Source organism: Pantoea sp. ACRSB, assembly GCF_022346905.1.
In the GTDB taxonomy this organism is placed as follows: Bacteria; Pseudomonadota; Gammaproteobacteria; order Enterobacterales; family Enterobacteriaceae; genus Pantoea; species Pantoea piersonii.
On sequence record NZ_JAKRNL010000003.1, the window covers coordinates 360,215 to 387,001 of the forward strand.

General features: G+C 56.3%; 23 protein-coding genes. 8 read left to right on the top strand and 15 right to left on the bottom strand.

Going from position 1 to position 26,787, the window contains the following annotated elements; genetic code table 11:
* A complete protein-coding gene (gene mtgA / locus MHZ89_RS12535; RefSeq protein WP_311783249.1) occupies positions 1 to 720 on the bottom strand; it encodes a monofunctional biosynthetic peptidoglycan transglycosylase in 720 nt (239 codons plus the stop codon).
* Between the two features lie 884 nt (positions 721 to 1,604).
* Positions 1,605 to 3,947 (bottom strand): aerobic respiration two-component sensor histidine kinase ArcB, encoded by a 2,343-nt coding sequence (gene arcB, locus MHZ89_RS12540; protein ID WP_311783250.1) that lies wholly within the window; start codon positions 3,945 to 3,947, stop codon positions 1,605 to 1,607.
* 850 nt (positions 3,948 to 4,797) lie between these two features.
* Between arcB and gltB the strand changes: the two genes are divergently transcribed.
* A complete protein-coding gene (gltB, locus tag MHZ89_RS12545) occupies positions 4,798 to 9,267 on the top strand; it encodes a glutamate synthase large subunit (protein WP_311783251.1) in 4,470 nt (1,489 codons plus the stop codon).
* A 54-nt stretch (positions 9,268 to 9,321) separates the two neighbouring features.
* Positions 9,322 to 10,740, top strand: a complete 1,419-nt coding sequence (locus tag MHZ89_RS12550; protein WP_311783252.1) for a glutamate synthase small subunit — start codon at positions 9,322 to 9,324, stop codon at positions 10,738 to 10,740.
* A 52-nt stretch (positions 10,741 to 10,792) separates the two neighbouring features.
* On the opposite strand, the gene sspB is transcribed toward MHZ89_RS12550, so the two are convergent.
* The 5 genes from sspB to zapE form a co-directional block, all read right to left on the bottom strand.
* Entirely contained in the window at positions 10,793 to 11,278 is a 486-nt protein-coding gene (sspB, locus tag MHZ89_RS12555; RefSeq protein WP_311783253.1) for a ClpXP protease specificity-enhancing factor, read from the bottom strand.
* A gap of 3 nt (positions 11,279 to 11,281) precedes the next feature.
* Positions 11,282 to 11,923 (bottom strand): stringent starvation protein SspA, encoded by a 642-nt coding sequence (gene sspA, locus MHZ89_RS12560; RefSeq protein WP_033749254.1) that lies wholly within the window; start codon positions 11,921 to 11,923, stop codon positions 11,282 to 11,284.
* Between the two features lie 327 nt (positions 11,924 to 12,250).
* Positions 12,251 to 12,643, bottom strand: coding sequence for a 30S ribosomal protein S9 (gene rpsI, locus MHZ89_RS12565; RefSeq protein WP_031375459.1), 393 nt, complete (start codon positions 12,641 to 12,643; stop codon positions 12,251 to 12,253).
* 15 nt (positions 12,644 to 12,658) lie between these two features.
* Positions 12,659 to 13,087: a 50S ribosomal protein L13 gene (gene rplM, locus MHZ89_RS12570; protein WP_033793286.1), complete on the bottom strand. Its 429-nt coding sequence runs from the start codon at positions 13,085 to 13,087 to the stop codon at positions 12,659 to 12,661.
* A gap of 228 nt (positions 13,088 to 13,315) precedes the next feature.
* Complete coding sequence (gene zapE / locus MHZ89_RS12575; RefSeq protein WP_311783254.1) at positions 13,316 to 14,443, bottom strand: cell division protein ZapE; 1,128 nt, start codon at positions 14,441 to 14,443, stop codon at positions 13,316 to 13,318.
* 175 nt (positions 14,444 to 14,618) lie between these two features.
* Between zapE and zapG the strand changes: the two genes are divergently transcribed.
* From zapG to degS, 3 genes are all read left to right on the top strand, one after another.
* Positions 14,619 to 15,020, top strand: coding sequence for a Z-ring associated protein ZapG (gene zapG, locus MHZ89_RS12580; RefSeq protein ID WP_120455884.1), 402 nt, complete (start codon positions 14,619 to 14,621; stop codon positions 15,018 to 15,020).
* 109 nt (positions 15,021 to 15,129) lie between these two features.
* Entirely contained in the window at positions 15,130 to 16,500 is a 1,371-nt protein-coding gene (gene degQ, locus MHZ89_RS12585; RefSeq protein ID WP_311783255.1) for a serine endoprotease DegQ, read from the top strand.
* Between the two features lie 92 nt (positions 16,501 to 16,592).
* Positions 16,593 to 17,657 (top strand): outer membrane-stress sensor serine endopeptidase DegS, encoded by a 1,065-nt coding sequence (gene degS / locus MHZ89_RS12590; protein ID WP_311783256.1) that lies wholly within the window; start codon positions 16,593 to 16,595, stop codon positions 17,655 to 17,657.
* 177 nt (positions 17,658 to 17,834) lie between these two features.
* Here degS and epmA read toward each other — a convergent pair whose 3' ends face one another.
* Positions 17,835 to 18,812, bottom strand: a complete 978-nt coding sequence (gene epmA / locus MHZ89_RS12595; protein ID WP_311783257.1) for an elongation factor P--(R)-beta-lysine ligase — start codon at positions 18,810 to 18,812, stop codon at positions 17,835 to 17,837.
* A gap of 134 nt (positions 18,813 to 18,946) precedes the next feature.
* Here epmA and MHZ89_RS12600 point away from each other — a divergent pair, with 134 nt between their 5' ends.
* Entirely contained in the window at positions 18,947 to 19,471 is a 525-nt protein-coding gene (locus MHZ89_RS12600) for a lipocalin family protein (RefSeq protein WP_311783258.1), read from the top strand.
* A 33-nt stretch (positions 19,472 to 19,504) separates the two neighbouring features.
* On the opposite strand, the gene MHZ89_RS12605 is transcribed toward MHZ89_RS12600, so the two are convergent.
* From MHZ89_RS12605 to efp, 3 genes are all read right to left on the bottom strand, one after another.
* Positions 19,505 to 19,639 (bottom strand): entericidin A/B family lipoprotein, encoded by a 135-nt coding sequence (locus MHZ89_RS12605; protein WP_033749247.1) that lies wholly within the window; start codon positions 19,637 to 19,639, stop codon positions 19,505 to 19,507.
* Positions 19,640 to 19,742: 103 nt separating this feature from the next.
* Entirely contained in the window at positions 19,743 to 19,874 is a 132-nt protein-coding gene (locus MHZ89_RS12610) for an entericidin A/B family lipoprotein (protein ID WP_120455318.1), read from the bottom strand.
* A gap of 51 nt (positions 19,875 to 19,925) precedes the next feature.
* Positions 19,926 to 20,492 (bottom strand): elongation factor P, encoded by a 567-nt coding sequence (gene efp, locus MHZ89_RS12615; RefSeq protein ID WP_311783259.1) that lies wholly within the window; start codon positions 20,490 to 20,492, stop codon positions 19,926 to 19,928.
* A gap of 41 nt (positions 20,493 to 20,533) precedes the next feature.
* Here efp and epmB point away from each other — a divergent pair, with 41 nt between their 5' ends.
* Entirely contained in the window at positions 20,534 to 21,562 is a 1,029-nt protein-coding gene (gene epmB / locus MHZ89_RS12620) for an EF-P beta-lysylation protein EpmB (protein WP_311783260.1), read from the top strand.
* A gap of 139 nt (positions 21,563 to 21,701) precedes the next feature.
* Here epmB and MHZ89_RS12625 read toward each other — a convergent pair whose 3' ends face one another.
* The 4 genes from MHZ89_RS12625 to MHZ89_RS12640 form a co-directional block, all read right to left on the bottom strand.
* Positions 21,702 to 22,058 carry a DUF4156 domain-containing protein gene (locus tag MHZ89_RS12625; RefSeq protein ID WP_120455312.1) on the bottom strand — a complete coding sequence of 119 codons (357 nt, stop codon included), beginning with the start codon at positions 22,056 to 22,058 and terminating at the stop codon, positions 21,702 to 21,704.
* 194 nt (positions 22,059 to 22,252) lie between these two features.
* Positions 22,253 to 23,902, bottom strand: a complete 1,650-nt coding sequence (gene groL / locus MHZ89_RS12630) for a chaperonin GroEL (protein ID WP_120455310.1) — start codon at positions 23,900 to 23,902, stop codon at positions 22,253 to 22,255.
* Between the two features lie 45 nt (positions 23,903 to 23,947).
* A complete protein-coding gene (locus MHZ89_RS12635; RefSeq protein ID WP_021507766.1) occupies positions 23,948 to 24,241 on the bottom strand; it encodes a co-chaperone GroES in 294 nt (97 codons plus the stop codon).
* A gap of 237 nt (positions 24,242 to 24,478) precedes the next feature.
* Entirely contained in the window at positions 24,479 to 24,937 is a 459-nt protein-coding gene (locus MHZ89_RS12640; protein WP_033749241.1) for an FxsA family protein, read from the bottom strand.
* 347 nt (positions 24,938 to 25,284) lie between these two features.
* Here MHZ89_RS12640 and aspA point away from each other — a divergent pair, with 347 nt between their 5' ends.
* Positions 25,285 to 26,721: an aspartate ammonia-lyase gene (gene aspA / locus MHZ89_RS12645; RefSeq protein WP_311783261.1), complete on the top strand. Its 1,437-nt coding sequence runs from the start codon at positions 25,285 to 25,287 to the stop codon at positions 26,719 to 26,721.
* The last annotated feature ends 66 nt before the right edge of the window (positions 26,722 to 26,787 follow it).

A 26,787-nucleotide genomic window follows, 5' to 3' on the forward strand; every position in this document is an offset into this window, starting at 1 on the left:
CTAGCTAAGGTGGTTACGCAGCAGGAAGCCTTCACCGCCCAGCTGGCGCATCTGACGCATAATCCACTGCTGACGCTGGCGTATGTAGCCTGAAGGCGCATCGGCGCGAAAGCGGATGGGGTTAGGCAGCACAGCCGCCAGCAGCGCGGCTTCGGCTATCGTCAGGCGGCTGGCCGGTTTATGAAAATAACGCTGCGCCGCCGCTTCTACGCCAAAGGTTCCCTGCCCAAACTCGGCGATATTCAGATAAACCGTCAGAATGCGCCGTTTCGTCCAGACGGTTTCAATGCCCACTGTTAATCCCGCTTCCAGCCCTTTTCTCACCCAGCTGCGTCCATCCCAGAGAAAGAGATTCTTCGCCGTTTGCTGCGACAGCGTTGAAGCACCGCGCATGCGTTCGCTTTCGCTGCCCAGCGCCGTTTCAATTGCACCGACGTCAAAGCCCCAGTGCTCTGGGAATTTCTGGTCTTCTGAGGCGATGACCGCCAGCGCCATCCAGGGGGAGATCTCGTCGTGCCCCACCCAGTCGGAATGCGCGACGTAATGAAAATCGCCGCGCAGCCAGGCGCCAACCTGCCGTTCCGCCATCACCGCAGAAAAGGGTACGGGCAAAAAGGCAAACAGGGCAATCCCAGCCGCCCAGATACCGAGGATAACGACGACAGCGCCGATGCCGGCTCGTTTAATACGGCGCCAGCGGCTCCCTTTATTCTTGCTCATGCAATGTTCTCTTACCTGTTCCCTGCATTAATCAATTACCGACGTGATAAAAGTCCCGTCTTGGTCAAAATCGCTGAAGGAGCGCAATAAAATGCGTTTTTTTTATCCTTAACAGCGACATTTTACTACCAGAATCTCAAAACAGATCGAATGACATCAAGCACTTCCGTTAAAAAGGAATCGGTTCCATACGCCCTAATCGCTTATCGGTTTTCACGCTCTATACTTAATCATTTGTGATAAGGATGATTTCGAATCATTCACCTTTCTAAACTATGTTCTTTAGCGCACTGTTCTGCATTTCACCATTTGACTATGATGGTTACACAATATACAGCTTCGGACTGCTAATTTGATCTTTCTGGTGGGGTCAATGGCGTTCACTTTCCCGGCTTAACCCCTCTAAATCAGTACGACTTAAATCAAATCTGGAACTTTACAGGCGTGCTTTCCAAAACGTTTTGGATAAAGCGAGGTAAATACCCTGTTATCCCATAAATTTCATTGCCTTACATTGATAAAAAGTGTCCGTTGCCGGTCAGACGCTTTTTCTCTTGCCTGAGGCCGTGCTCCGTTCGTTCTGGCAAACAAAAACCGCACAAAAAATAGTACAATTGATCAAAATAAGCGCAATGCAACGCAGAAACTAATTCCTTACTTGACTGTGTTGCCAAATTAATGTTTTCTGTATTTAAACGCTGCTCAACATCACACATTTTAATGAATCTTTCCCTGGTCATTGATGAATTTGCTAAGGTGATGACAGACGTTAACCAATACCACGCTGCTGCACTTTAACTCCTCTAAGTATAGCAACAGCGCCTTTTTCCCTGGTGTTGGCGCAGTATTCGCGCACCCCGGTCTTCGACTGGGGTCATTTTTTTTTAAGACCCTGACTTTTCTCTTTCCGCTACCCAGTCGCGCAGCACCTGAACGTCATGACGCCACTCCTGTTTTAGCTCTTCGATCCATTCGCCTACGTTGTCCCACCATGCCGGCAGTTCCGGGCTCTGAATCTGCCTGGCCACCTGCTGTAGATGCTGTAACCCAACCGATCCCGCCGCGCCTTTGATTTTGTGTCCCTCTTCCGCAATGCCTTTCTGATCGCGCGCCATCAGATTTGAATCCAGCACCTCCAGATAGCCAGGCATCATCTGTTCAAACATCGTCAGGCTCTGCGTAATCAGGCCAGGGCCTACCAGCTCGATATATTGCTCCAGCATCGGCACATCAAGCAGCGTGCGCGTCTTGCTGTCGCTTTCGGGGCGTTCAGCCTCACTCTCTTCGCTCTGATGATCCCAGAACTTTTTAATCATGGCGGTCAGCGCCGGTACGGAGAGCGGCTTGCTGAGCACGTCATCCATACCGGCGTCCAGATACTCTTTCTTATCCTTGAGCACGTTGGCGGTCAGTGCCACCAGCGGCGGCAGGCTGGCACCAGGGTAGCGCTGATGGATAGCGCGCGAGACGTCGAGACCGGTCATATCCGGCAGCTGGATATCCAGCAGGGCGAGATCGAACTCCAGCGGGTCGAACATCTCCAGCGCGGCCTGGCCTGTCATAGCGACTTCAACGCTACAGCCCAGCTTCTCCAGCACCGAGCGCGCCACGATCACGTTCAGCTCGATATCTTCTACCAGCAAGACGTGCAGCGCCGGCAGCGGCATGCTGTCGTCTCTGTCATCATCCTCCACCTCTTCCGCCACGCGCGGCGCTTTAATCAGTACGGTAAAGCAGGAGCCCTGCCCCGGCGCGCTGCGCACGCTGATATCGCCGCCCATTGCCTGCGCCAGCCGACGCGATACCGCCAGTCCAATGCCGGTGCCGGTCGCCGGTTTGCCGCCGTGTTGATCTTTCACCTGATAGTACATGGCGAAGATCTTGTCCTGCTCCTCCTGCGGAATTCCCTGCCCGGAGTCCTCAACCTCAAAGCGCAGCGTTTCGTTCTGTTCATAGGCGACGCGCACTACGATCTCCCCATGCTGGGTGAACTTCACTGCGTTGCCGATAAGGTTCCACAGGATCTGACGCAGGCGCGTGCCGTCGGCGCAAATCTTATGCGGCAGCGGCAGGTTCGGCGCCATAACGAACTTCAGCCCCTTCGGCTGCGCCAGCAGCCCGGAGAGGTTCTCCAGATCCGCGAGGAAGCCGGTGAAGTCGAGCGGCTGGTTATCCAGCTGCACCTTGCGGCGCTCAATCTTGTCCACCTCAATGACGTCGTTGAAGATATTGCCGAGCGTAATAGCGGAAACGTGGATGGTTTTAAGGTACTTCAACTGCTCCTGATTGAGATCGGTATCAAGCAGAATACGGCTCAGACCGACAATGCCGTTAAGCGGCGTACGCAGCTCGTGGCTGATAGTTGAGATAAAGGTGGTTTTCTCCCGGCTGGCGTTCTCCAGCGCGTCCTGATAGCGCTTACGCTCGGTTATATCGCGGCCAAAGCCCATCAGCCCGCTGCGTTTGCCAACGCGATCGTAGTAAGGCACTTTGCGGATTTCAAAACAGGCTTTGCGCCCGTCAGGGTATTGCAGCCACTGTTCGTAGGTAAGCGAGACGTTATGACGGAAAACCTTCTCATCCGTCTCCAGCACCTTACTGGCGGCGTCCTCATCGTAAATATCGCGCGGCGTCAGCCCAATCAGCTGCTTTTCGCTTTTTCCGGTCAGCAGCTCCATAGCGCGGTTACAGCCGGAAAACTGCTTGTCGATGTTGCGGTAGAACACCAGATCGGGGGAAGCGTCGAGGAAAGAGCGCAGAAACGAGGATTGCTGTTCCAGCTCGATCTGCGCCTGTTCGCGGCGGGCCATCTCTTCGCGCAGCTTATCCATCACCTGCTCGCGCGCCTGCTCTGCTTTAATACGATCGTTAATTTCCTGGTTGAGCTGCGTGATGGTCTCTTTCATCTGCTGGTTCAGCTCTAAATCGCGGGTGCGCATCTCCTCCAGCTTATCCACCAGCCTCGACAGACGCTGGCGCGACTCTTCCAGCTGATCGACCACCACGGAGAGAAAGTAGACCGCCCAGGGCGTAATCAGCAGCCCGAAGAAAACCGAGCGCACGACGTCGATGCTCTCGACATGCCCGCGCAGCACCATGGTCACCGCCATCTGCACCACCATCGCCAGCACCACCAGCGCCGACGCCAGCAACAGCGAAAAACGCACCAGTCCCAGCTTAACCATTAAATCAACGTAATACTGCGCCAGCAGGCGAATCTGTTTCATACGAACTCCCTGGAAAAGAACAGGCTCATCATAGCGTAATTACCCTGCGGTTGGCGCGACGATGCGCAGGAAAGCGCGCGTTATGCCCCGTTATGGTGCATCTGACGCCACGATCGGCGACGATGCCTGCGCAGACGCTAAATCACTTGACTAATTGTGCCAACCGAATAATCTGGAGGGCCGCCTGTTTACCGGCGATTGTGATCTAAGTCTTTCATTTCTCTTTGCCGACAGCGTTCTGTTGTCCCGGCACCTCTTTATTTTTTTGAATAGAAATTCATTTTAACTGCGTGGATAATCGAACCTGCTTTGATTAATTTTACTTATGGCGACCCCGCATTTGATTCAAATATGCCGTTATAAGAAAAACAGATACATGATGTGCGGGTAATCTGCTATGTAGCAGATTCTGCTGTAAAACCCCTTCAAGCCAGCACGCTAAAGGGATATGACCGCTTCATGACAGTGAGACAGTTCACATTTCCGCCGGTCATGCCAAATGGCCAACCGACAGTTTTTTAGGGTTAAATTTCATTAAATTCAAGAAATTAACTCAATTAACCTTGATAAAAACACGACCAGGAACGCTATTTGACGTAATTCCGCTTTCCCGATAAGTTGGAAATCCGCTGGAAGCTTTCTGGACGGGTGCTCAACTCGTCATATTTATGCAGTAACAGAGATTCCCCCTGTAACAAGACCACGACGCTTGTGACAACGACGCCAACGGCCAGACAGATGGGGCGACAAAGGAGTGCAGCGCACGATGCGCGCCAGCCTGTCGCTTAGCTCTTTCTGCGCCCGTAGCCCGACCAAAGGGAATCCACAGAGCCTGGGGAGGTTCACTGAAATGTTGTATGACAAATCCCTTGAAAAGGATAACTGTGGTTTCGGCCTCATCGCCCATATAGAAGGCGAACCTAGCCACAAGGTAGTGCGTACCGCCATTCATGCGCTGGCCCGTATGCAACACCGCGGCGCGATCCTTGCCGACGGCAAGACCGGCGACGGCTGTGGTCTGTTATTACAAAAACCTGACCGCTTTTTCCGCGTAGTGGCGGAAGAGAAAGGCTGGCGCCTGGCGAAAAATTACGCCGTGGGCATGCTTTTCCTTAGCCACGATGAGGAAGAGGCTCAGGCGAGCCGCCGCATCGTGGAAGAGGAAGTGGTCCGTGAAACCCTCTCTGTGGTCGGCTGGCGCGACGTGCCCGTCAATCAGGATGTGCTGGGAGAGATTGCTCTCTCTTCTATGCCGCGCATTCAGCAACTTTTTATCAATGCGCCGGCTGGCTGGCGTCCGCGCGATATGGAGCGTCGTCTCTATATGGCTCGCCGCCGCGCGGAAAAGCGCATTGAGCAGAGCGACGATAAAGCGTTCTACATCTGTAGCTTCTCAAACCAGGTCAATATCTATAAAGGCCTGTGTATGCCGGCCGACCTGCCGCGCTTTTATCTCGATCTGGCGGATCTGCGTCTGGAGTCAGCGATTTGCCTGTTCCATCAGCGCTTCTCCACCAACACAGTGCCGCGCTGGCCGCTGGCGCAGCCATTCCGCTATATGGCGCACAACGGCGAAATCAACACCATCGCTGGCAACCGGCAGTGGGCGCGTGCGCGCGCCTACAAATTCAATACGCCGCTGATCCCCGATTTGCAGAACGCCGGGCCGTTTGTTAACGAAACCGGCTCTGACTCCAGCTCAATGGATAACATGCTGGAGCTGTTCCTGAACGGCGGCATGGATTTAGTGCGCGCTATGCGCCTGCTGGTGCCGCCCGCCTGGCAGAACAACCCGGATATGGATCCAGAGCTGCGCGCCTTCTTCGACTTTAACTCGATGCATATGGAGCCGTGGGACGGCCCGGCAGGCATCGTGATGTCCGACGGTCGCTATGCCGCCTGTAACCTTGACCGTAACGGCCTGCGCCCGGCTCGCTACGTGATCACCAAAGACAAGCTGATCACCTGCGCCTCCGAAGTCGGCATCTGGGACTACCAGCCAGACGAAGTGGTGGAGAAAGGCCGCGTCGGGCCTGGCGAACTGATGGTGATCGACACCCGTATCGGGCGCATTCTGCATTCGGCGGAAACCGATAACGATCTCAAGAGCCGCCATCCCTATAAAGAGTGGATGGAGAAAAACGTTAAGCGTCTGGTGCCGTTCGAAGATTTGCCTGACAACCAGGTCGGCAGCCGCGAGCTTAACGACCCGCTGCTGGCGACATACCAGAAGCAGTTCGGCTACAGCAGCGAAGAGCTCGACACCATTATCCGCGTGCTGGGCGAGAACGGCCAGGAAGCGGTCGGCTCAATGGGCGATGATACGCCGTTCGCCGTACTCTCCAGCCGTCCGCGCATCATTTATGACTATTTCCGCCAGCAGTTCGCGCAGGTGACTAACCCGCCGATCGATCCGCTGCGTGAAAACCATGTGATGTCGCTGGCCACCAGCATCGGCCGCGAGATGAACGTGTTCTGCGAGGCGGAAGGCCAGGCGCACCGCGTCAGCTTTAAGTCCCCTATCCTGCTGTGGTCCGATTTCAATCAGCTGACCACGATGGAAGGCGAATATTATCGGGCCGATACGCTGGATTGCACCTTCGACCCGGCGACGCAGACGCTGGAGCAGGCGATGCACGCCCTGTGCGACGAGGCAGAGCGTATGGTGCGCAACGGCACCGTACTGCTGGTGCTCTCCGATCGCGCTATCAGCGAAAACCGTCTGCCGGTTCCGGCGCCGATGATCGTCGGCGCGGTGCAGACGCGCCTGGTTGAGAAGAACCTGCGCTGCGACGCCAACATCATCGTTGAGACCGCCAGCGCGCGCGATCCGCACCACTTCGCTGTACTGCTCGGTTTCGGCGCGACCGCTATCTATCCTTACCTCGCCTATGAATCGCTGGCGAAGATGGTCGACAGCAACGTCATCGAGAAAGATTATCGCGCGGTGATGCTGAACTACCGTAACGGCATCAACAAAGGTCTCTACAAGATCATGTCCAAAATGGGCATCTCGACTATCGCCTCCTATCGCTGCTCGAAACTGTTCGAAGCGGTGGGCCTGCATGCCGATGTGTCGAGCCTCTGCTTCCAGGGCGTCGTCAGCCGCATCAGCGGCGCGAACTTCGCTGATTTCCAGCAGGACCTGATCAATCTGGCGAAGCGCGCCTGGCTACAGCGTAAACCGCTGGACCAGGGCGGCCTGCTGAAGTACGTCCACGGCGGCGAATACCATGCCTACAACCCAGATGTAGTCGCTACGCTGCAGCGCGCCGTACAGAGCGGCGAATACAGCGACTATCAGGAGTACGCGAAGCTGGTGAACGAACGTCCGGTAGCGACGCTGCGCGATCTGCTGGAGCTGCAGCCGGGCACCGAATCGATTCATATCGACGACGTCGAGCCGGCCAGCGAGCTGTTTAAACGCTTTGATACCGCAGCGATGTCAATCGGCGCGCTCAGCCCGGAGGCGCATGAGGCGCTGGCCGAAGCGATGAACTCGCTCGGCGGCTACTCTAACTCCGGCGAAGGCGGCGAAGATCCGGCGCGCTACGGCACCAATAAAGTGTCGCGCATCAAACAGGTCGCATCGGGCCGTTTCGGCGTTACGCCAGCCTATCTGGCCAATGCCGACGTGATTCAGATTAAAGTGGCGCAGGGCGCCAAGCCTGGCGAGGGCGGTCAGCTGCCGGGCGATAAAGTAACGCCTTACATCGCGAAGCTGCGCTACTCCGTACCGGGCGTTACGCTGATTTCGCCGCCGCCGCATCACGACATCTACTCGATTGAGGATCTGGCGCAGCTGATTTTCGACCTGAAGCAGGTGAACCCGAAGGCGATGATTTCAGTGAAGCTGGTCTCCGAACCAGGCGTCGGCACCATCGCTACCGGCGTGGCGAAAGCCTATGCCGACCTGATCACTATCGCAGGCTATGACGGCGGCACCGGCGCCAGCCCGTTAAGTTCGGTCAAATATGCGGGCTGTCCGTGGGAGCTTGGCCTGGTGGAAACGCAGCAGGCGCTGGTCTCCAACGGTCTGCGCCACAAGATCCGTCTGCAGGTAGACGGCGGCCTGAAGACCGGCCGCGACATTATCAAGGCGGCGATCCTCGGCGCGGAAAGCTTTGGCTTTGGCACCGGCCCGATGGTGGCGCTGGGCTGTAAATATCTGCGTATCTGTCACCTTAACAACTGTGCGACCGGTGTAGCGACCCAGGATGACAAGCTGCGTAAGAACCACTATCACGGCCTGCCCTTCAAGGTAACTAACTACTTTGAGTTCATTGCGCGTGAAACCCGCGAGCTGATGGCCAGCCTGGGCGTAAAACGCCTGACCGACCTGATTGGCCGCACCGATCTGCTGAAAGAGCTGGATGGCTTCACCGCCAAGCAGCAGAACCTGGATCTCTCGTCGCTGCTGAAAACGGCGACGCCGATGCCGGGCAAAGCGCTGCACTGCACCGAAGGCAGCAACCCGCCGTTCGACAAAGGCGAGCTGAATAAGGCGTTGCATGACCAGGCGATGCCGTTTGTGGAAGCAAGACAGAGTAAGACCTTCTTCTTCGACATCCGCAACACCGACCGCTCCGTAGGCGCGACGCTTTCTGGCGCTATCGCGGCGATCCACGGCGATCAGGGACTGGCGGCGGATCCGATCCGCGCGCACTTCTCCGGCACCGCCGGTCAGAGCTTCGGCGTGTGGAACGCAGGCGGCGTCGAACTGACGCTGACCGGCGACGCCAACGACTACGTCGGCAAAGGGATGGCTGGCGGTATGCTGGCGATTCGTCCGCCGGTCGGCTCCGCGTTCCGCAGCCACGAAGCGACCATTGCGGGCAATACCTGCCTCTATGGCGCGACGGGCGGTAAGCTGTTCGCCGCAGGCCGCGCAGGCGAGCGTTTCGCAGTGCGTAACTCTGGCGCGATTACGGTCGTTGAAGGGATTGGCGACAACGGTTGTGAATATATGACCGGGGGCATTGTCTGCGTACTGGGCCGCACCGGCGTGAACTTCGGCGCTGGCATGACGGGCGGCTTCGCCTACGTGCTGGATGAAGACGGCGAGTTCCGCAAGCGCGTCAACCCGGAGCTGGTGGAAGTGCTTAACGTCGACGAGCTGGCGATCCACGAGGAGCACCTGCGCGGCTTAATCACCGAGCATGTGCAGCACACCGGTTCCAGCCGCGGCGAGGAGATCCTTGCCAACTGGCCGCTCTGGTCGTCGCGCTTCGCCCTGGTTAAACCCAAGTCCAGTGATGTTAAAGCGTTGCTGGGTCACCGCAGTCGTTCCGCAGCCGAGCTGCGTGTGCAGGCACAGTAATAGTTCGCCCCGTCTGGCGCGTCGCGCCGGACGGGATAGCCGTAAGAGGTTACGATGAGTCAAAACGTCTATCAATTTATCGACTTGCAGCGCGTTGACCCGCCAAAGAAGCCGCTGAAAATTCGTAAAATTGAGTTTGTGGAAATCTATGAGCCCTTTTCCGAGAGCCAGGCGAAGGCGCAGGCCGATCGCTGTCTCTCCTGCGGTAACCCTTACTGCGAGTGGAAGTGTCCGGTTCACAACTACATTCCTAACTGGCTGAAGCTGGCGAACGAAGGCCGCATTATGGAAGCGGCGGATCTGTCGCATCAGACCAACAGCCTGCCGGAAGTGTGCGGACGCGTTTGTCCACAGGATCGTCTGTGCGAAGGCTCCTGCACCCTGAACGACGAGTTCGGCGCGGTCACTATCGGCAATATCGAGCGCTACATCAACGATAAAGCGATGGAGATGGGCTGGAAGCCGGATATGTCGCACGTTAAACCGACCGGCAAGCGGGTGGCGATCATCGGCGCTGGCCCGGCGGGCCTCGCCTGCGCCGACGTGCTGACGCGTAACGGCGTGAAAGCGGTGGTTTACGATCGCCATCCGGAAATCGGCGGCCTGCTGACCTTCGGCATTCCGTCGTTCAAGCTGGAAAAAGAGGTGATGATCAAACGCCGTAAGCTCTTTACCGAAATGGGCATCGAGTTCCAGCTGAATACTGAAGTGGGCCGCGACATACAGATGAGCGACCTGGTGAACGCCTATGATGCGGTTTTCCTTGGCGTCGGCACCTATCAGTCGATGCGCGGCGGACTGGAGAATGAGGATGCGCCAGGCGTCTATGATGCGCTGCCGTTCCTGATCGCCAACACCAAACATACCATGGGCTTTGCGCAGCAGGACGACCAGCCTTACGTCAATATGGAAGGCAAGCGCGTTGTGGTGCTGGGCGGCGGCGATACCGCGATGGACTGCGTACGTACCTCAATCCGTCAGGGCGCAACGCACGTGACCTGCGCCTATCGTCGTGATGAAGCGAATATGCCAGGCTCGAAACGCGAGGTGAAAAACGCGCGTGAAGAGGGTGTGGAGTTTCAGTTCAACGTGCAGCCGCTGGGCATCGAAATCAACGCCAGCGGTCGCGTCAGCGGCGTAAAAGTGGCGCGTACCGAGATGGGCCAGCCCGATGCGGCAGGACGTCGTCGCGCTGAGATCGTGGCCGGCTCGGAGCATGTGCTGCCCGCAGACGCAGTGGTAATGGCGTTCGGTTTCCGTCCGCACAAAATGGAATGGCTTGCCGATTTTAGCGTAGAGCTGGATGGCCAGGGACGCATTATCGCGCCGGAACACGCGGAGAGCGCCTTTCAAACCAGCAACCCTAAAATCTTCGCCGGCGGCGATGCGGTGCGCGGTTCAGACCTGGTGGTGACAGCAATTGCCGAAGGCCGTAAAGCCGCAGAAGGCATTATGGACTATCTGGAAGTGTAAGCTTCTACAGCGACAAAAAAGCCGGCTATCGCAGCCGGCTTTTTTTTATCTTTTATTTCACCACGCGCAGCGACGGGCGATTGCCGCGCGGCGGCGGATCGTCATCCGGCGAGTTGTCTTCTTCGGTGGCATCGTCCGGACGATCGCCATCAATTACTGACATCACAGGATCGGCCGGCGTCTCTTCCGCGTCCTGTGCGCCCAGCTCATAGGCCGGTTCCGGCTCGAACATAGTACCCGCGCCATTTTCACGCGCGTAGATTGCCAGAATAGCGGCCATCGGCACAGAAACCTGACGCGGCACGCCGCCGAAACGCGCATTGAAACGCACTTCGTCGTTGCCGAGTTCCAGATTGCCGACCGCGCGCGGCGCAATGTTCAGCACAATCTGGCCATCGCGCGCGTACTCAAGCGGCACCTGAACGCCTTGCAGATTGATGTCGACCACCAGATGCGGCGTCAGCTGGTTGTCGAGCAGCCAGTCGTAAAACGCGCGCAACAGGTAAGGACGACGGGCTGAGAGTTGCGACATTTCCATAGATTAGCCCCGGGCTTGCAGGCGCATTTCACGTTCCGCTTCCGTCAGTGAAGCGAGGAAAGAGTCACGCTCAAATACGCGATTCATATAGCCTTTCAGTTCTTTCGAACCGGCGCCAGCAAGATCGATGCCCATAGACGGCAGACGCCACAGCAGCGGTGCCAGATAGCAATCCACCAGGCTAAACTCCTCGCTCATAAAGAACGGGGTGCGGGCGAACAGCGGCGCAATCGCCAGCAGCTCTTCACGCAGCTGCTTTCGCGCGGCTTCCGCTTCCTGACCGCTGCTTTTTTCAATGGTGTGCATCAGGCTGTACCAGTCCTGCTCGACGCGGTGCATCATCAGACGGCTTTCGCCACGCGCAACCGGATAAACCGGCATCAGCGGCGGATGCGGGAAGCGCTCGTCCAGGTATTCCATAATGATGCGGGATTCATACAGCGTCAGTTCGCGATCTACCAGCGTCGGCACAGTGCGATACGGGTTGAGGTCAATCAGATCCTGCGGCAGGTTATCCATTTCGACCTGCTCGATCTCTACACTAACGCCTTTTTCAGCCAGTACGATGCGTACCTGATGGCTGAAAATGTCAGTAGGACCGGAAAACAGCGTCATTACCGAACGTTTGTTGGCAGCGACAGCCATGAAAACCTCCAAGTTTGTTCACAAAAAGTTACTGCGAATAGCCAACCACACGGCGACTCACCTGCTCAATCGTTCGCTCACAGCCTGCGCTAGTCTTGTCTCTCCGACATCCCGACGGTTGACCGACATAACACGCCGACTTATGGGCGCAAAGTGACACAGAGTTTACCAGATTTTGGGCAGCTTGTGGGCGGGGATTCGAGATTTGCGGGGAATTTGCGAGCAGCGCAGGGATTTTAGCGCTATTCAGACGCGCCGAAGGGGAAAATAAAAAACCCGCCGAAGCGGGTTTTTTGTGCCAATCGTAGCAGCCGGAGCCGCAAACAATTAACGCTTGGAGAACTGCGGACGACGGCGTGCTTTACGCAGACCGACTTTCTTACGTTCAACCTGACGTGCGTCACGGGTAACGAAGCCCGCTTTACGCAGTTCAGCACGCAGAGATTCGTCGTACTCCATCAGAGCGCGGGTGATGCCGTGACGGATCGCACCTGCCTGACCAGAAATACCACCACCTTTAACGGTGACGTACAGATCAAATTTACCAACCAGGTCCAGCAGCTCAAGCGGCTGACGAACTACCATGCGGGCAGTTTCGCGACCGAAATACTGTTCCAGAGAACGTTGGTTGATAACGATGTTGCCACTGCCCGGCTTAATGAATACGCGAGCGGTGGAGCTTTTGCGGCGACCAGTGCCGTAGTTTTGAGTTTCAGCCATTGCCTGTAATCCCGATTAAATGTCAAGAACTTGCGGTTGCTGTGCCGCATGGGTGTGCTCGTTGCCCGCGTAAACTTTCAGCTTACGGAACATTGCACGGCCCAGCGGGCCCTTCGGCAGCATGCCTTTAACCGCGATTTCAATCACACGCTCAGGACGGCGAGCAATCATCTCTTCAAAGGTCGCCTGTTTGATACCACCGATGTGGCCGGTGTGGTGATAGTAAATCTTGTCAGTACGCTTGTTGCCGGTAACGGCGACTTTGTCAGCGTTCAGAACGATGATGTAATCACCAGTATCAACGTGCGGAGTGTACTCCGCTTTATGCTTACCACGCAGACGGCGCGCCAGTTCAGTCGCCAGGCGACCCAAGGTTTTGCCAGTTGCGTCAACAACATACCAGTCACGCTGTACGGTTTCTGGTTTAGCTGTAAAAGTTTTCATCGAAAAGCTTACCCAAATTAAGTTACACGTTGGTGAAAACCCAAACGCTTAAGTAAACGGTTGAGGCTCACACGACCATTTTGACCAGCAAGCCCACCCCTTCGGATAGAGTTACCGGAGCACAACGGATTCGGGAAATAAATCCAGTTGCTGTAACGTGGGGTCGCAAGATTATAGAGAAGTCGATTACAAAAATCGAACTCTATTTGATCTTTTTATTGGGCGCGATCAGGGCAGATGCGGCAGCCGCAGATACTCTTCGCTCTGCATCTCCTGCAGGCGCGACAGGCAGCGCTGATACTCAAATTTCAGCCGCGTGCCCTGATAGATTTCAAACAGCGAGGTTTCCGCCGCGACCACCAGTTTGACGTGGCGCTCGTAGAACTCATCTACCAGCGCAAGGAAGCGTCGCGCCTGATCTTCGGTTTTATAAATCATCACCGGCACGTCATAGAGCAGCACGCTGTGAAAGCGGCGCGACAGCTCGATATAGTCATGCTGGCTGCGCCCTTCCCCGCACAGCGTCAGGAAGTCGATCGCCAGCACACCTTCACTGACGCCCAGCGTCGGCATCTGACGATGGTTAATCTCCAACACCGGCGCGTCGTCGCGCGCGCTGCCCGCCAGCGCCTTAAACATGCGTTCCATTTCGGCGTGCGTCGCCTCGTTCAGCGGCGAATTCCACAGATGCGCTGAGGTCAGGGTGCGTAGCCGGTAGTCGATGCCGGCGTCGACGTTCATCACGTCGCAGTGCTGTTTGATCTGCTCAATCGCTGGCAGAAAGCGCGCGCGCTGCAGGCCGTTGCGGTAGAGATCGTCCGGTGGAATATTCGACGTCGCCACCAGCGTGATGCCGCGCGCGAAGAGCGCCTCCATCAGCGTGCCGAGCAGCATAGCGTCGGTAATATCGGAGACGAAGAATTCATCGAAGCAGAGAATATCCGTTTCGGCTTTAAAACGGTCGGCGATCGTCAGTAAAGGATCGCTCTGTCCCTGCAGCTGGGTCAGCTCTTCATGCACGCGCAGCATAAAGCGATGGAAATGCAGGCGCAGCTTGCGGTTGCCAGGAATAGACTGAAAAAACAAATCCATGACCCAGGTTTTGCCGCGCCCTACACCACCCCACATATAGAGGCCGCGCACCGGCGCCTGCGTTTCGCTTTTCTCTTTGCCCATCAGTCGGGACAGGCGGCCAAATAATCCTTTGCCGCTCGCAGGTTGCTCAGGCTGACGCGCGATCAGCGCCCGCTGAACGGCGTCCAGTCGGGTGATCGCTTCGCGTTGTACATCATCGGGTTTAAAGTCGCCCTGCGACAGCGCCTGCTCATAGCGCGCAAGCGGAGATGAGGTTTGCATGGTTCTCTCAGAATCCCTGATAAGGTCTTATTCACAGTTCGGTTGATGAAAAAAAGGCCGCTCTACACTAAGGCATGCCGCCTCAGAGTTCCACATCCATAAGATTAACGGGTATAGTGGCTATTATTGAAATGGTGGATGCCCTACAAGCAACGGAAATTACATGGGAGTCATTATGACCTGGGAATACGGGCTAATTGGTTTAGTAATTGGCATTATTATCGGCGCGGTTGCCATGCGTTTTGGTAACAAAAAGCTGCGTGAACAGCGCAGCATGCAGTACGAACTGGAGAAGTCCAAAGCGGAGCTGGCGGATTACCGCGAAGAGCTCACTAACCACTTCGCGCAGAGCGCAGAGCTGCTGGATAATATGGCGCGCGACTATCGCCAGCTTTATCAGCATATGGCGAAAGGATCGAACGATCTGCTGCCGAACCTGCCGGGCGAAAAAAATCCTTTTGCCTATCAGCTGACTGAAGCGGAAGCGGATAACGATCAGGCGCCGGTTCAGATCCCGCGCGACTATTCTGAAGGCGCTTCCGGCCTGCTGCGTGGCGAACGCGCCGCGCGCGACTAATCTTATTGGGGCGCAATCACGTTGCGCCCCGCATTTTTGCGAACCCGACCCTGAATCAGCTGTCACATACGTTTACTCCCCCACTTTTCGCAGCGAGAGCGTTGTAGCAATGAAAAAACAAGCACGACTGTTAAGCGCATTAGCCTTGAGTATTGGGATGAGCCTTGCCGCAGCGCCTGCTGCAATGGCGACATTACCCGCGCAGATTCAGGGCCAGCCATTACCCAGCCTGGCGCCAATGCTGGAAAAAGTGTTGCCGGCGGTAGTCAGCGTCCATGTTGAAGGTACGGAAGCAGCCAGCCAGGCGCAGGATATTCCTGAGCCGTTAAAACGCTTCTTCGGTCAGGGACCGGGCGGCGATCAGGCGCAGCCTTTTGAAGGGTTGGGCTCCGGCGTGATTATCGACGCCGCTAAGGGCTATATCCTTACCAATAACCACGTGGTTAACGGCGCGGACAAAATCAGCGTGCAGCTTGGCGACGGCAGCGAATATGACGCGAAGCTGATTGGACATGACGAACAGACCGATATCGCCTTGATTCAGGTTGAAGGCGCGAAGAACCTGACTCAGGTGAAAATCGCCGACTCCGATCAGCTGAAAGTCGGCGACTTCGCCGTGGCGATCGGCAACCCGTTTGGTCTGGGTCAGACCGCCACCTCCGGCATTATCTCTGCGCTGGGCCGCAGCGGGCTTAATCTGGAAGGCCTGGAAAACTTTATCCAGACCGACGCCGCTATTAACCGCGGCAACTCCGGCGGCGCGCTGGTCAATCTTAATGGCGAGCTGATCGGCATCAACACGGCGATCCTGGCCTCAAGCGGCGGCAATATCGGCATCGGCTTCGCTATCCCCAGCGACATGGCGATGAATCTGGCGCAGCAGCTGATTAAATATGGCGAAGTGAAACGCGGCCAGCTCGGTATCAAAGGTACCGAAATGACGGCGGATATCGCCAAGGCGTTTAACGTCGATGCGCAGCGCGGCGCGTTCGTCTCCGAGGTGCTGCCACAGTCCGCCGCCCAGAAAGCGGGGATTAAGTCAGGCGATATTATCACCTCGATTAACGACAAGCCGATCACCAGCTTTGCTGAACTGCGCGTGAAGGTGGGCACCACCGCGCCGGGCGAAAAAGTGAAGCTCGGCCTGCTGCGCGACGGCAAGCCGCTCTCGGTCGAGGTAACGCTGGAGCAAAGCGCGCAGAGCACTGCGAGCGCCCAGTTAATGTCGCCTGCGCTGCAGGGCGCAATGCTGAGCGACGGCGCGACGAAAACTGGCGATAAAGGCGTGAAGATCGACAGCATTGAAAAAGGCACGCCTGCTGAGCAGGTCGGTCTGCAAAAAGATGATGTGATCGTCGGCGTTAACCGCACGCGCGTTAACAGCCTCGCTGAGATGCGCAAGGTGCTGGAAGGTAAACCGCCGGTGCTGGCGCTGAACGTGGTGCGCGGCGACGAATCTATCTACCTGCTGCTGCGTTAATCTTCTCTACAGGCGAACAACACGATCGCGTGTTTGTTCGCCTTTCTCGTGCTATTCTGCCCTGCGATCTCCCCCTGGCGTAAGTTAACACCATGTTTCCTAAACTTTTGCGTTCAGTGGTGTTGGGCCTGATAGTCGCGGGCATTTTGCTTGCGGCGCTGCCCGCACTGCGTATGGGCGGCACCAGCGCCCTTCTCGACCATGACGACAGCAACGATAAGACGCCATTCAGCTTTAATGCCGGCGTCCGCCGCGCTGTGCCCGCAGTAGTCAACGTCTACAACCGCAGCGCCCACGGCAATAACAACCGCGGCATTACCACGCTGGGTTCCGGCGTGATCATGAACGCTAAAGGCTACATCCTTACCAACAAGCACGTTATCAACAACGCCGATCAGATTATCGTCGCGCTGCAGGATGGCCGTTTCTTTGAAGCCAACCTGGTAGGTTCGGACGCAATGACCGATCTGGCGGTGCTGAAAATTACCGCCTCCAGCCTGCCGGTTATCCCGATTAACCCACACCGCGTGCCGCATATCGGCGATGTGGTGATGGCGATCGGCAACCCCTATAACCTGGGGCAAACCGTTACGCAGGGTATTATCAGCGCCACTGGCCGCGTCGGGTTGAGCTCATCGGGGCGCCAGAACTTCCTGCAAACTGACGCCTCCATCAATCAGGGCAACTCCGGCGGCGCGCTGATTAACTCGCTGGGCGAGCTAATGGGCATCAACACCCTGACCTTTGATAAAAGCAACGACGGCGAGACGCCGGAAGGCATTGGTTTCGCCATTCCTACCGCGCTGGCGAGCAAGATTATGGATAAGCTGATCCGCGACGGCCGCGTTATTCGGGGCTATATCGGCATTACCGGGCGCGAGCTGCCTGCGCTGCATAATCAGGGCAGCGGTATCGATCACGTTCAGGGCATTATCGTTAGCGTGGTGACGCCTGGCGGCCCGGCGGAGAAAGCAGGCATTCAGGTGAATGACGTGCTGCTGAGCGTCAACGGCAAACCGGCCGTTTCCGCTCAGGAGACGATGGATCAGGTCGCGGAGATCCGCCCAGGGTCGGTGATTAAAGTTGACGTATTACGCAACGATCAGAAGCTGACGCTGCCGGTCACTATTCAGGAGTTTCCTGACAGCGAGAACTGATTCTGAGCTGCCAGGAGGGTGCCGTCGCGGGTGGTATGGCCCGATCGCAAAGACGCAAAAGACGGCATCCCTGCCAGCTCGGCCCGCGCCATCCGTGGCGCGGGACGCTTTGCTCTTCGGTCCATACCACCCACTCCTTAGCTTTGGCTGCCGTTTGCCAATAGCAAAAAGCCGCTTCTAACTGCGATCCACCGGGAAAGCGATAACCTCGCTCAGCGAATCCGCCTTCAGCGCCAGCATAATCAGACGATCCACGCCGAGCGCCACGCCGGAACAGGCAGGCATGCCATGCGCCAGCGCATCCAGCAGAAAATTATCGACCGGATGCTGCGGCAGCCCACGCGCTGCGCGCCGACGGTTATCCTGCTCAAAACGCTGACGCTGCTCGCGACTATCGGTCAGTTCACGGAAACCGTTCGCCAGTTCCACGCCTTTGTAATAGACCTCAAAACGCTCCGCAACGCGGTGATCTTCAGTGCTGATCTCAGCCAGCGCCGCCTGGCTGGCTGGAAAATGGTAAACGAAGGTCGGCTTATCAATGCCAATCTTCGGCTCAACACCCAGCATAAACAGCAGCATCAGCAGGGTATCGCGATCCTCTTCGCGGTTTGCCAGCTCGCCTTCACCCAGCTTCTCCGCCGCTTCGCGCAGCTGCGCTTTATCGGCTGACAAGGGGTCGAGATTGAGATGGCGAATAAACGCCTGCTGGTAAGAGAGCGACTCAGCGCTGTCGCACTCCAGCACCTGCTGCAGCAGATCGTCAACCTCATTCATCAGGCGATACATATCGTAGTGCGGACGATACCACTCCAGCATGGTGAATTCAGGATTGTGGTGACGACCCGCCTCCTCGTTACGAAAGCAGCGCCCCATCTGATAAATGGGCCCGCTGCCCGCGGCCAGCAGACGCTTCATATGGTATTCCGGGCTGGTCATCAGCCAGAGATCGCGTCCCTGCGTCGCGCCGGGGCCAACAAAGCGCGTCTGAAAGGGCACCAGATGGATATCGGTGACGGTCGCCTGGCTCATCGCCGGCGTATCGACCTCAAGCACGCCGCGATCGGCAAAGAAACGTCGAATTTCCGCGAGGATAGCCGCACGTTTCAACAAATTGGCAATGGGTGCGCTCGGCTGCCAGCTTGCCGTTTCGCTCATGGTGATGACTCCGTATACAAATAAGGGGTGGAAGTCTACCTGCAATGCTCTCGGCAGACAATGAGCCGCCCAAACCCAGGGAAAAATCGCAGCGGCATCTATACTTAATCTGTTCAGCTAAAAAGGAATCGTGTATGTCCCCATGGAAAACCTTTATTGCAGGCCTGAGTTCAGTGCTTTCAGTAGCCTGCTCTACCACGCCGCCGAAAAACGTTACCGTTGTCGAAGGGTTCGACAGCCAGCGTTACCTCGGCACCTGGTATGAAATAGCGCGTCTCGATCACCGCTTCGAGCGCGGTCTGGAACAGGTGACCGCAACCTATAGCCCGCGCGATGACGGCGGTATCAAGGTGGTTAACCGCGGCTACAAGCCGCAGAAGCAGAAATGGCAGGAGAGCGAAGGCAAGGCGTACTTTACCGGCGATCCGCAGCGCGCCTCCCTGAAAGTCTCGTTCTTTGGACCTTTCTACGCCGGATACAACGTTATCGCACTGGATAAGGATTACCGCTATGCGCTGGTGTGCGGCCCCAACCGTCACTATCTCTGGATATTATCGCGCACGCCGCAGCTGGAAGAGGGCGTGAAGCAGAAGCTGGTGGATCAGGCGCGGCAGGCCGGTTTCCCGGTGGATGAGCTTATCTGGGTCAAACAGAAATAACCGGTACGAAGAGATCGTACCGGCTTGAAGAATTTACTGCGCAGTACGCTGAATAGCCTGGCCGCCCGCTTCTACGTCCTCGCCAACACCACGGGTGGTGTTACAGGCGGACAGCAGAGAAGAGAGCACCAGCACTGAGAAAATCGCAACAATACTTTTCTTTAACATGGCAATGTCCTTTTTGTGGTTGCAGTCAAGTACAGCGCTTTAAGCATAGACTGCTTATGGCCAAACGGACTGAAACACGCAGAAAAAAGGTTATCTACCGGGTCTATTTTGCCGCGCGCGAGATGGCGCCGCCAAGGTGGGAAACATCTTCGCCGAAGCCATGAAAAGTATTACAGGCGCTGAGCGCGGAACAGGCCAGCAGCACAAGAGTGAAAAGCGTTAGCTGTTTTTTCATTCTTCTTTACTCACCAAAGAAAAAGGCGCATCCCAGGATGCGCCTTCGCACTTATTTTACGCGTGACACGTATTCGCCGGAGCGGGTATCGACTTTAACCACTTCGCCGATCTGTACGAACAGCGGCACTTTTACCACTGCGCCGGTCGCCAGTTTGGCAGGCTTGCCGCCTGTACCAGCGGTGTCGCCTTTCAGGCCCGGATCGGTTTCAATGACTTCTGCTTCGATAAAGTTCGGCGGCTGAACGGCGATGGCTTTGTTGTTCCACAGCGTGACGATACACTCTGAGTTGTCCTGCAGCCACTTCTGCACGTCTTCCAGGATCTTCGCTTCGACCTGGTACTGTTCGAAAGTTTCCGGGTGCATAAAGTAGAAGAAGTCGCCGTCGTTGTAAGAATACTGCAGCGTCATATCAATAACATCCGCACCTTCAGCTGAGTCAGTAGACTTGAAGGTTTTCTCAACGCGCGTACCGGTCAGCAGACGACGCATTTTAACGCGTGCGAATGCCTGGCCTTTACCTGGCTTAACGAATTCACTGGATTCGATGGCATAAGGTTCGCCTTCGAACATGATTTTAAGACCGGAACGAAAATCGTTGCTAAGATAAGTCGCCATAAAGGCCCTCTGTAAATATTGAACTGGTAATAGCCAAAAAAATGGCACACATTGTAACCCTAAAAACCCCTTCCAGAGAAGATTGGTTGCAGCAACTTGCTGATGTTGTCACCGAACCTGATGAATTACTGCAACTTTTAGGCCTCGAACAGCATGCCGAACTGGCAGCTGGTCATGATGCCCGCCGGCTTTTCGCGCTGCGCGTGCCGCGCGCCTTTATCGCCCGCATGAAACCAGGCGATGCGCAGGATCCCTTGCTGCTGCAGGTGCTCACCCAGCGCCAGGAGTTTATCCAGGCGCCAGGCTACAGCGCCGATCCGCTCGACGAACAGAGCAGCGTGGTGCCGGGCTTATTGCATAAGTATAGAAACCGCGCGCTGCTGCTGGTTAAAGGCGGCTGCGCGGTTAACTGTCGCTACTGCTTCCGCCGTCACTTTCCCTATCAGGATAACCAGGGCAACAAACGCAACTGGCAGACGGCTATCGACTATATCGCGGCCCATCCCGAGCTGGACGAAATCATCTTCTCCGGCGGCGATCCGCTGATGGCGAAGGATCATGAGCTGGCGTGGCTGATCGACGCGCTGGCGCAGATCCCGCACCTGAAACGCCTGCGTATCCACAGTCGTCTGCCGGTCGTGATCCCGGCGCGTATTACCGACGGGTTGTGCCAAATCCTCGCCGAAACGCGTTTACAGGTATTGATGGTGACGCATATCAACCATGCGCAGGAGATTGACGAACCGCTGGCGGCTGCCATGCAGCAGCTTAAGCGCGCCGGGGTCACCTTGCTGAACCAGAGCGTGCTGCTGCGCGGCGTCAATGACAACGCGCAGACGCTCGCTAACCTCAGCAACGCCCTGTTCGACGCGGGCATCCTGCCCTACTACCTGCACGTTCTGGATAAGGTGCAGGGAGCGGCGCACTTTTTTGTCTCCGACGAAGAGGCGCGTGCGCTGGTACGCGAGCTGCTGACGCAGGTGTCTGGATATATGGTGCCGAAGCTGGCGCGCGAGATTGGCGGCGAGCCGAGCAAAACGCCGCTCGATTTGCAGCTGCGTCAGGAGTAGAGAGGTCAGGCTGCCCTTGCCTTTGCGGGTCATAAGCGGCGACGCCAGAGCAAAGCCGCTATCTCAAGCCGGGCTTTGCGCCTGCTAAAAATTTACGGCCGGTAAAGACCGGCCGTTATCAGTAAGCTTGCGAACGCGATCAGCCTTTCGCCGGGCACTTATAGACCTGCCCGTTCATTTTGCTGTCCAGCGGCGCGAAAGCGGACCACAGATTTTGCGTCGGGCTGGTGGCGCCGTAAATCACATTGCCGCCCATTTCCGCCGCGCGGTTGCGCAGATCGTTGGCTGCGCCGCGCAGAGAGCTGCCTTCGCCGCCGGAGCCGCTCAGCCAGTTACTTTGTGAACCGGTGACATTTCCCAGAAGCTGACATTCGCTGCCCGGTTGTTGGTCGGTGAAGGTGACACGTTCGCCGCCAGCGCTCAACTGGTGAGAGCTGCTGCATCCAGCCAGCAATAAGGTGCCGACCGCCAGTCCGAGCAAGAGGTTAATCCGCATTGTAATCCCCATTTATTATCATCAGTATCGGGCGGCAGCGTAGCAGAAAAATGTCTCTTTTTTCTGAACATTCATTGCCCTGAACCCGCAAAGCCGAAGTATTGCGCCCTTACTTATACCCTTTCATCTGCAAAAGAAAAACCCCCGACCGTTTCCGATCGGGGGTTTTTCAGATGACGAAAGCGTCAGGGCAATTACATCATGCCGCCCATACCGCCCATGCCACCCATGCCGCCAGCGCCAGCACCTAAATCAGGCGCGTCGCCTTTCGGCAGGTCGGTCACCATGCACTCGGTGGTGATCATCAGACCGGCAACAGAGGCCGCGTACTGCAGAGCAGAACGGGTCACTTTGGTCGGATCCAGAATACCGAAGTCGATCATGTTGCCGTACTCTTCGGTCTGCGCGTTGTAACCGTAGTTGCCGTCGCCGTTTTTCACGTTGTTAGCAACAACAGACGGCTCTTCGCCTGCGTTGGAAACGATCTGACGCAGCGGCGCTTCCATCGCGCGCAGCGCGACTTTGATACCGACGTTCTGATCTTCGTTCTGGCCAGTCAGGTCAGCAAGCTGTGCCGCTACGCGCACCAGCGCTACGCCGCCGCCAGCTACCACGCCTTCTTCTACCGCAGCACGGGTTGCGTGCAGGGCATCTTCAACGCGCGCTTTCTTCTCTTTCATTTCAACTTCAGTTGCTGCGCCCACTTTCAGAACGGCAACGCCGCCTGCCAGTTTCGCTACGCGCTCCTGCAGTTTTTCTTTGTCGTAGTCAGAGGTCGCTTCTTCGATCTGCTGACGAATCTGCGTCACACGGCCGGAAATAGCAGACTCTTCGCCCACGCCATCGATGATGGTGGTGGTGTCTTTGTTGATCACGACACGCTTCGCCTGGCCCAGATCTTCCAGCGCCGCTTTTTCCAGCTCCATACCGATCTCTTCAGAGATAACGGTACCGCCGGTCAGAATAGCGATATCCTGCAGCATAGCTTTACGACGGTCGCCGAAGCCCGGCGCTTTCACTGCAGCAACTTTCACGATGCCGCGCATGGTGTTGACCACCAGCGTTGCCAGCGCTTCGCCTTCTACGTCTTCAGCGACGATCAGCAGCGGTTTGCCTGCTTTAGCAACGGCTTCCAGCACCGGCAGCATTTCGCGGATGTTGGAGATTTTTTTGTCAGCCAGCAGGATGAACGGTGATTCCAGCTCTACTGCGCCAGTTTCCGGCTTGTTGATGAAGTACGGAGAGAGGTAGCCGCGATCGAACTGCATACCTTCAACCACGTCCAGCTCGTCCTGCAGACCGGTGCCTTCTTCAACGGTGATTACGCCTTCTTTACCCACTTTTTCCATCGCCTGCGCGATCAGGGTACCGACGCTTTCATCGGAGTTAGCGGAAATGGTGCCGACCTGAGCGATAGCTTTAGAGTCAGAGCAAGGTACAGACAGCGCTTTCAGCTGCTCAACGGCGGCGATAACGGCTTTGTCGATACCGCGCTTCAGATCCATCGGGTTCATGCCTGCAGCTACAGCTTTCAGACCTTCGTTAACGATAGACTGCGCCAGTACGGTCGCGGTGGTGGTGCCGTCGCCCGCTGCGTCGTTAGCTTTAGACGCGACTTCTTTCACCATCTGCGCGCCCATGTTTTCGAACTTGTCTTCCAGCTCGATTTCACGCGCTACGGACACGCCATCTTTAGTGATGGTCGGTGCACCAAAAGATTTATCCAGAACCACGTTACGGCCTTTCGGGCCCAGGGTAACTTTTACTGCATCTGCCAGTACGTTCACGCCGCGCAGCATTTTTACGCGAGCGTCATTACCGAATTTTACGTCTTTAGCTGCCATTTCAATTGTCCCTTAAATTCGTTTCGTTCAGTGAATTTCGCGTAATTACGCTTCAACAATCGCCAGAATGTCGCTTTCAGAGATGATCAGCACTTCTTCGTTGTCGATCTTTTCGGTTTTTGCGCCGTAACCTTCGCTAAAGATCACCAGGTCGCCCACTTTGACGTCCAGCGGCTTCACATCGCCATTTTCCAGGATGCGACCATTGCCCACGGCCAGAACTTCACCACGGGTTGATTTGCCTGCTGCAGAGCCGGTCAGAACGATGCCGCCAGCAGATTTAGCTTCAACTTCTTTACGCTTGACGATAACGCGATCGTGCAACGGACGAATTTTCATTAGATAGCTCTCCTTTGAGAAGTCCAATCATTCATTTTTGGGTTGAACGCCGGGCTGCAGGGCTTCCGGCCTCGTGGTGCAAGAGATAGGGTCGGTCAAAATCGCTTTCAAGGGGCGGCAGGACAATTTTTTTTACCTGGTAATGACAACTGCCTGTTTTTTGCGCAGCAACGACCCTTTTAGCACCGCGCATAAAAAAAGCGTGGCCCGCAGGTCACGCTTTTCTTTTGGAAGCCCTTAGCGATCGTGACGATCGTCATGGCCGATACGATCGCTGTCCTTGCGCTCATATTCGCCATCAACGGTAAATCCGCTGTCAGGGCCAGCGCCCGGCCCGCGCCAGACGCGCAGGTGCGGCATCAGTTTGAGCGTCAGATGTTTCTGCACCGGCGGCAACAGCAGCAGCAGGCCGAGAAAATCGGTAAAGAAACCGGGCAGCAGCAGCAGGAAACCGGCGATAATCAGCGACACGCTTTTGATCATCTCTTCAGCCGGGCTCTCGTTGCGCGCCAGCTTCTCCTGCATCAGCATAAAGTTTTTCATGCCCTGATTTTTCACCAGCGACACGCCAATCGCCGAGGTGAAAATCACCAGCAGCATGGTCAGCAACACGCCCAGCGCGTGAGCCACCTGAATAAACAGCGTGATCTCAATCCAGGCGAGCGCAAAAATAATGATTAACGGTAACCAGCGCACCGTATTCTCCTTTTAGTCGGGCTGCTCTGCGTCAGGCAGACAGCGAAAAATGCCCTGTTAAACGGCATAGCCATGAGATGGGCCTGTGACGCGGCTAATTCAACCGCTGTTTTCAAATATTTACAGTAGGGTTAAATTTGTGCGCGATATCACATATCGTGGTTATTGCGACGATAATTGATGCATGGATACGTATCCACGCTCGCGCTTTAGCCCGGCAGCAGCATATGATCGTGCGCGCCGGTGGCGAGGCGGATACACTGTCCGCTCCGGCTTTCCACGACAAATCAATACATCACCTGTGATGGATGGCGCCAGCGCAAGCGGCCAATAACAAGAAGGTTATCATGGCGAACAACATTCGTATCGAAGAAGACCTGCTAGGCATGCGTGAAGTCCCCGCCGATGCCTACTACGGCGTTCATACTCTGCGTGCGATTGAAAATTTCCGTATCAGCAACAGTAAAATCAGCGACATTCCCGAATTCGTGCGTGGCATGGTGATGGTGAAAAAGGCCGCCGCGCTCGCCAATAAAGAGCTGCAGACCATCCCGCGCAATATCGCCAATACCATCATTCAGGCCTGTGATGAGGTGCTGAACAACGGCAAGTGCATGGATCAGTTTCCGGTCGACGTTTATCAGGGCGGCGCGGGCACTTCGGTCAATATGAACACCAACGAAGTGCTGGCTAATATCGGGCTGGAGCTGATGGGCCATCAGAAAGGCGAATACCAGTTCCTCAACCCGAACGATCACGTTAATAAGTGCCAGTCCACTAACGACGCCTACCCCACCGGTTTCCGCATCGCGGTCTACAGCTCGATCCTGAAGCTGCTGGACGCCATTAAAGAGCTGGGCGAAGGCTTTGAGCGTAAAGCGGCAGAGTTCGAGACCATTCTCAAAATGGGCCGTACGCAGCTGCAGGACGCGGTGCCGATGACGCTGGGCCAGGAGTTTCACGCTTTTCACGTCCTGCTGAACGAAGAGACGCGCAACATTCTGCGCACCGCTGAACTGCTGCTGGAGGTGAACCTCGGCGCTACGGCGATCGGTACGCGTCTGAACACGCCGGACGGCTATCAGCAGCTGGCGGTCCAGCGTCTCGCCGAAGTCAGCAACCTGCCGGTGGTGCCGGCAGAAGATCTGATCGAAGCGACCTCCGACTGCGGCGCCTACGTAATGGTGCACTCCTCGCTGAAGCGCCTGGCGGTGAAGCTGTCGAAGATCTGTAACGACCTGCGCCTGCTCTCTTCTGGTCCGCGCGCGGGCCTTAACGAGATCAACCTGCCAGAGCTGCAGGCTGGCTCTTCGATCATGCCCGCGAAGGTCAACCCGGTCGTGCCGGAGGTGGTTAACCAGGTTTGCTTCAAGGTGATCGGCAACGACACCACGTTGACCATGGCGGCGGAAGCGGGTCAGCTACAGCTCAACGTAATGGAGCCGGTGATCGGCCAGGCGCTGTTTGAGTCAATCAGCATTCTGACCAACGCCTGCTACAACCTGCTGGAAAAATGCGTTAACGGCATTACCGCCAACAAAGCGGTGTGCGAAGCCTATGTCTTCAACTCTATCGGCATCGTGACCTACCTCAACCCGTATATTGGTCATCACAACGGCGATATCGTCGGCAAGATCTGCGCGGAGACAGGTAAAAGCGTGCGCGAAGTCGTGCTGGAGCGCGGTCTGTTGACCGAAAGCGAGCTGGACGACATTTTCTCGGTGCAGAACCTGATGTACCCGGTTTATAAAGCCCGTCGCTACACTGACGAAAACGAACAGTAACTCTTTCACGTAATTAAGAAGAAAGGCGCGCCGCGATCAACACGGCGCGCCTTTTTATTTGGTACA

Excerpts from the sequence above, each read along its gene's own strand:
- rpsI (WP_031375459.1), bottom strand. The coding sequence starts at position 12,643 with ATGGCTGAAACTCAAAACTACGGCACTGGTCGCCGCAAAAGCTCCACC.
- MHZ89_RS12610 (WP_120455318.1), bottom strand. The coding sequence starts at position 19,874 with ATGAAAAAACAGCTAACGCTTTTCACTCTTGTGCTGCTGGCCTGTTCC.
- mtgA (WP_311783249.1), bottom strand. The coding sequence starts at position 720 with ATGAGCAAGAATAAAGGGAGCCGCTGGCGCCGTATTAAACGAGCCGGC.
- gltB (WP_311783251.1), top strand. The coding sequence starts at position 4,798 with ATGTTGTATGACAAATCCCTTGAAAAGGATAACTGTGGTTTCGGCCTC.
- degS (WP_311783256.1), top strand. The coding sequence starts at position 16,593 with ATGTTTCCTAAACTTTTGCGTTCAGTGGTGTTGGGCCTGATAGTCGCG.
- MHZ89_RS12550 (WP_311783252.1), top strand. The coding sequence starts at position 9,322 with ATGAGTCAAAACGTCTATCAATTTATCGACTTGCAGCGCGTTGACCCG.
- MHZ89_RS12600 (WP_311783258.1), top strand. The coding sequence starts at position 18,947 with ATGTCCCCATGGAAAACCTTTATTGCAGGCCTGAGTTCAGTGCTTTCA.
- MHZ89_RS12605 (WP_033749247.1), bottom strand. The coding sequence starts at position 19,639 with ATGTTAAAGAAAAGTATTGTTGCGATTTTCTCAGTGCTGGTGCTCTCT.
- arcB (WP_311783250.1), bottom strand. The coding sequence starts at position 3,947 with ATGAAACAGATTCGCCTGCTGGCGCAGTATTACGTTGATTTAATGGTT.
- zapG (WP_120455884.1), top strand. The coding sequence starts at position 14,619 with ATGACCTGGGAATACGGGCTAATTGGTTTAGTAATTGGCATTATTATC.
- rplM (WP_033793286.1), bottom strand. The coding sequence starts at position 13,087 with ATGAAAACTTTTACAGCTAAACCAGAAACCGTACAGCGTGACTGGTAT.
- epmB (WP_311783260.1), top strand. The coding sequence starts at position 20,534 with ATGGCACACATTGTAACCCTAAAAACCCCTTCCAGAGAAGATTGGTTG.
- sspB (WP_311783253.1), bottom strand. The coding sequence starts at position 11,278 with ATGGAAATGTCGCAACTCTCAGCCCGTCGTCCTTACCTGTTGCGCGCG.
- efp (WP_311783259.1), bottom strand. The coding sequence starts at position 20,492 with ATGGCGACTTATCTTAGCAACGATTTTCGTTCCGGTCTTAAAATCATG.
- MHZ89_RS12625 (WP_120455312.1), bottom strand. The coding sequence starts at position 22,058 with ATGCGGATTAACCTCTTGCTCGGACTGGCGGTCGGCACCTTATTGCTG.
- groL (WP_120455310.1), bottom strand. The coding sequence starts at position 23,902 with ATGGCAGCTAAAGACGTAAAATTCGGTAATGACGCTCGCGTAAAAATG.
- degQ (WP_311783255.1), top strand. The coding sequence starts at position 15,130 with ATGAAAAAACAAGCACGACTGTTAAGCGCATTAGCCTTGAGTATTGGG.
- MHZ89_RS12635 (WP_021507766.1), bottom strand. The coding sequence starts at position 24,241 with ATGAAAATTCGTCCGTTGCACGATCGCGTTATCGTCAAGCGTAAAGAA.
- sspA (WP_033749254.1), bottom strand. The coding sequence starts at position 11,923 with ATGGCTGTCGCTGCCAACAAACGTTCGGTAATGACGCTGTTTTCCGGT.
- aspA (WP_311783261.1), top strand. The coding sequence starts at position 25,285 with ATGGCGAACAACATTCGTATCGAAGAAGACCTGCTAGGCATGCGTGAA.
- zapE (WP_311783254.1), bottom strand. The coding sequence starts at position 14,443 with ATGCAAACCTCATCTCCGCTTGCGCGCTATGAGCAGGCGCTGTCGCAG.
- epmA (WP_311783257.1), bottom strand. The coding sequence starts at position 18,812 with ATGAGCGAAACGGCAAGCTGGCAGCCGAGCGCACCCATTGCCAATTTG.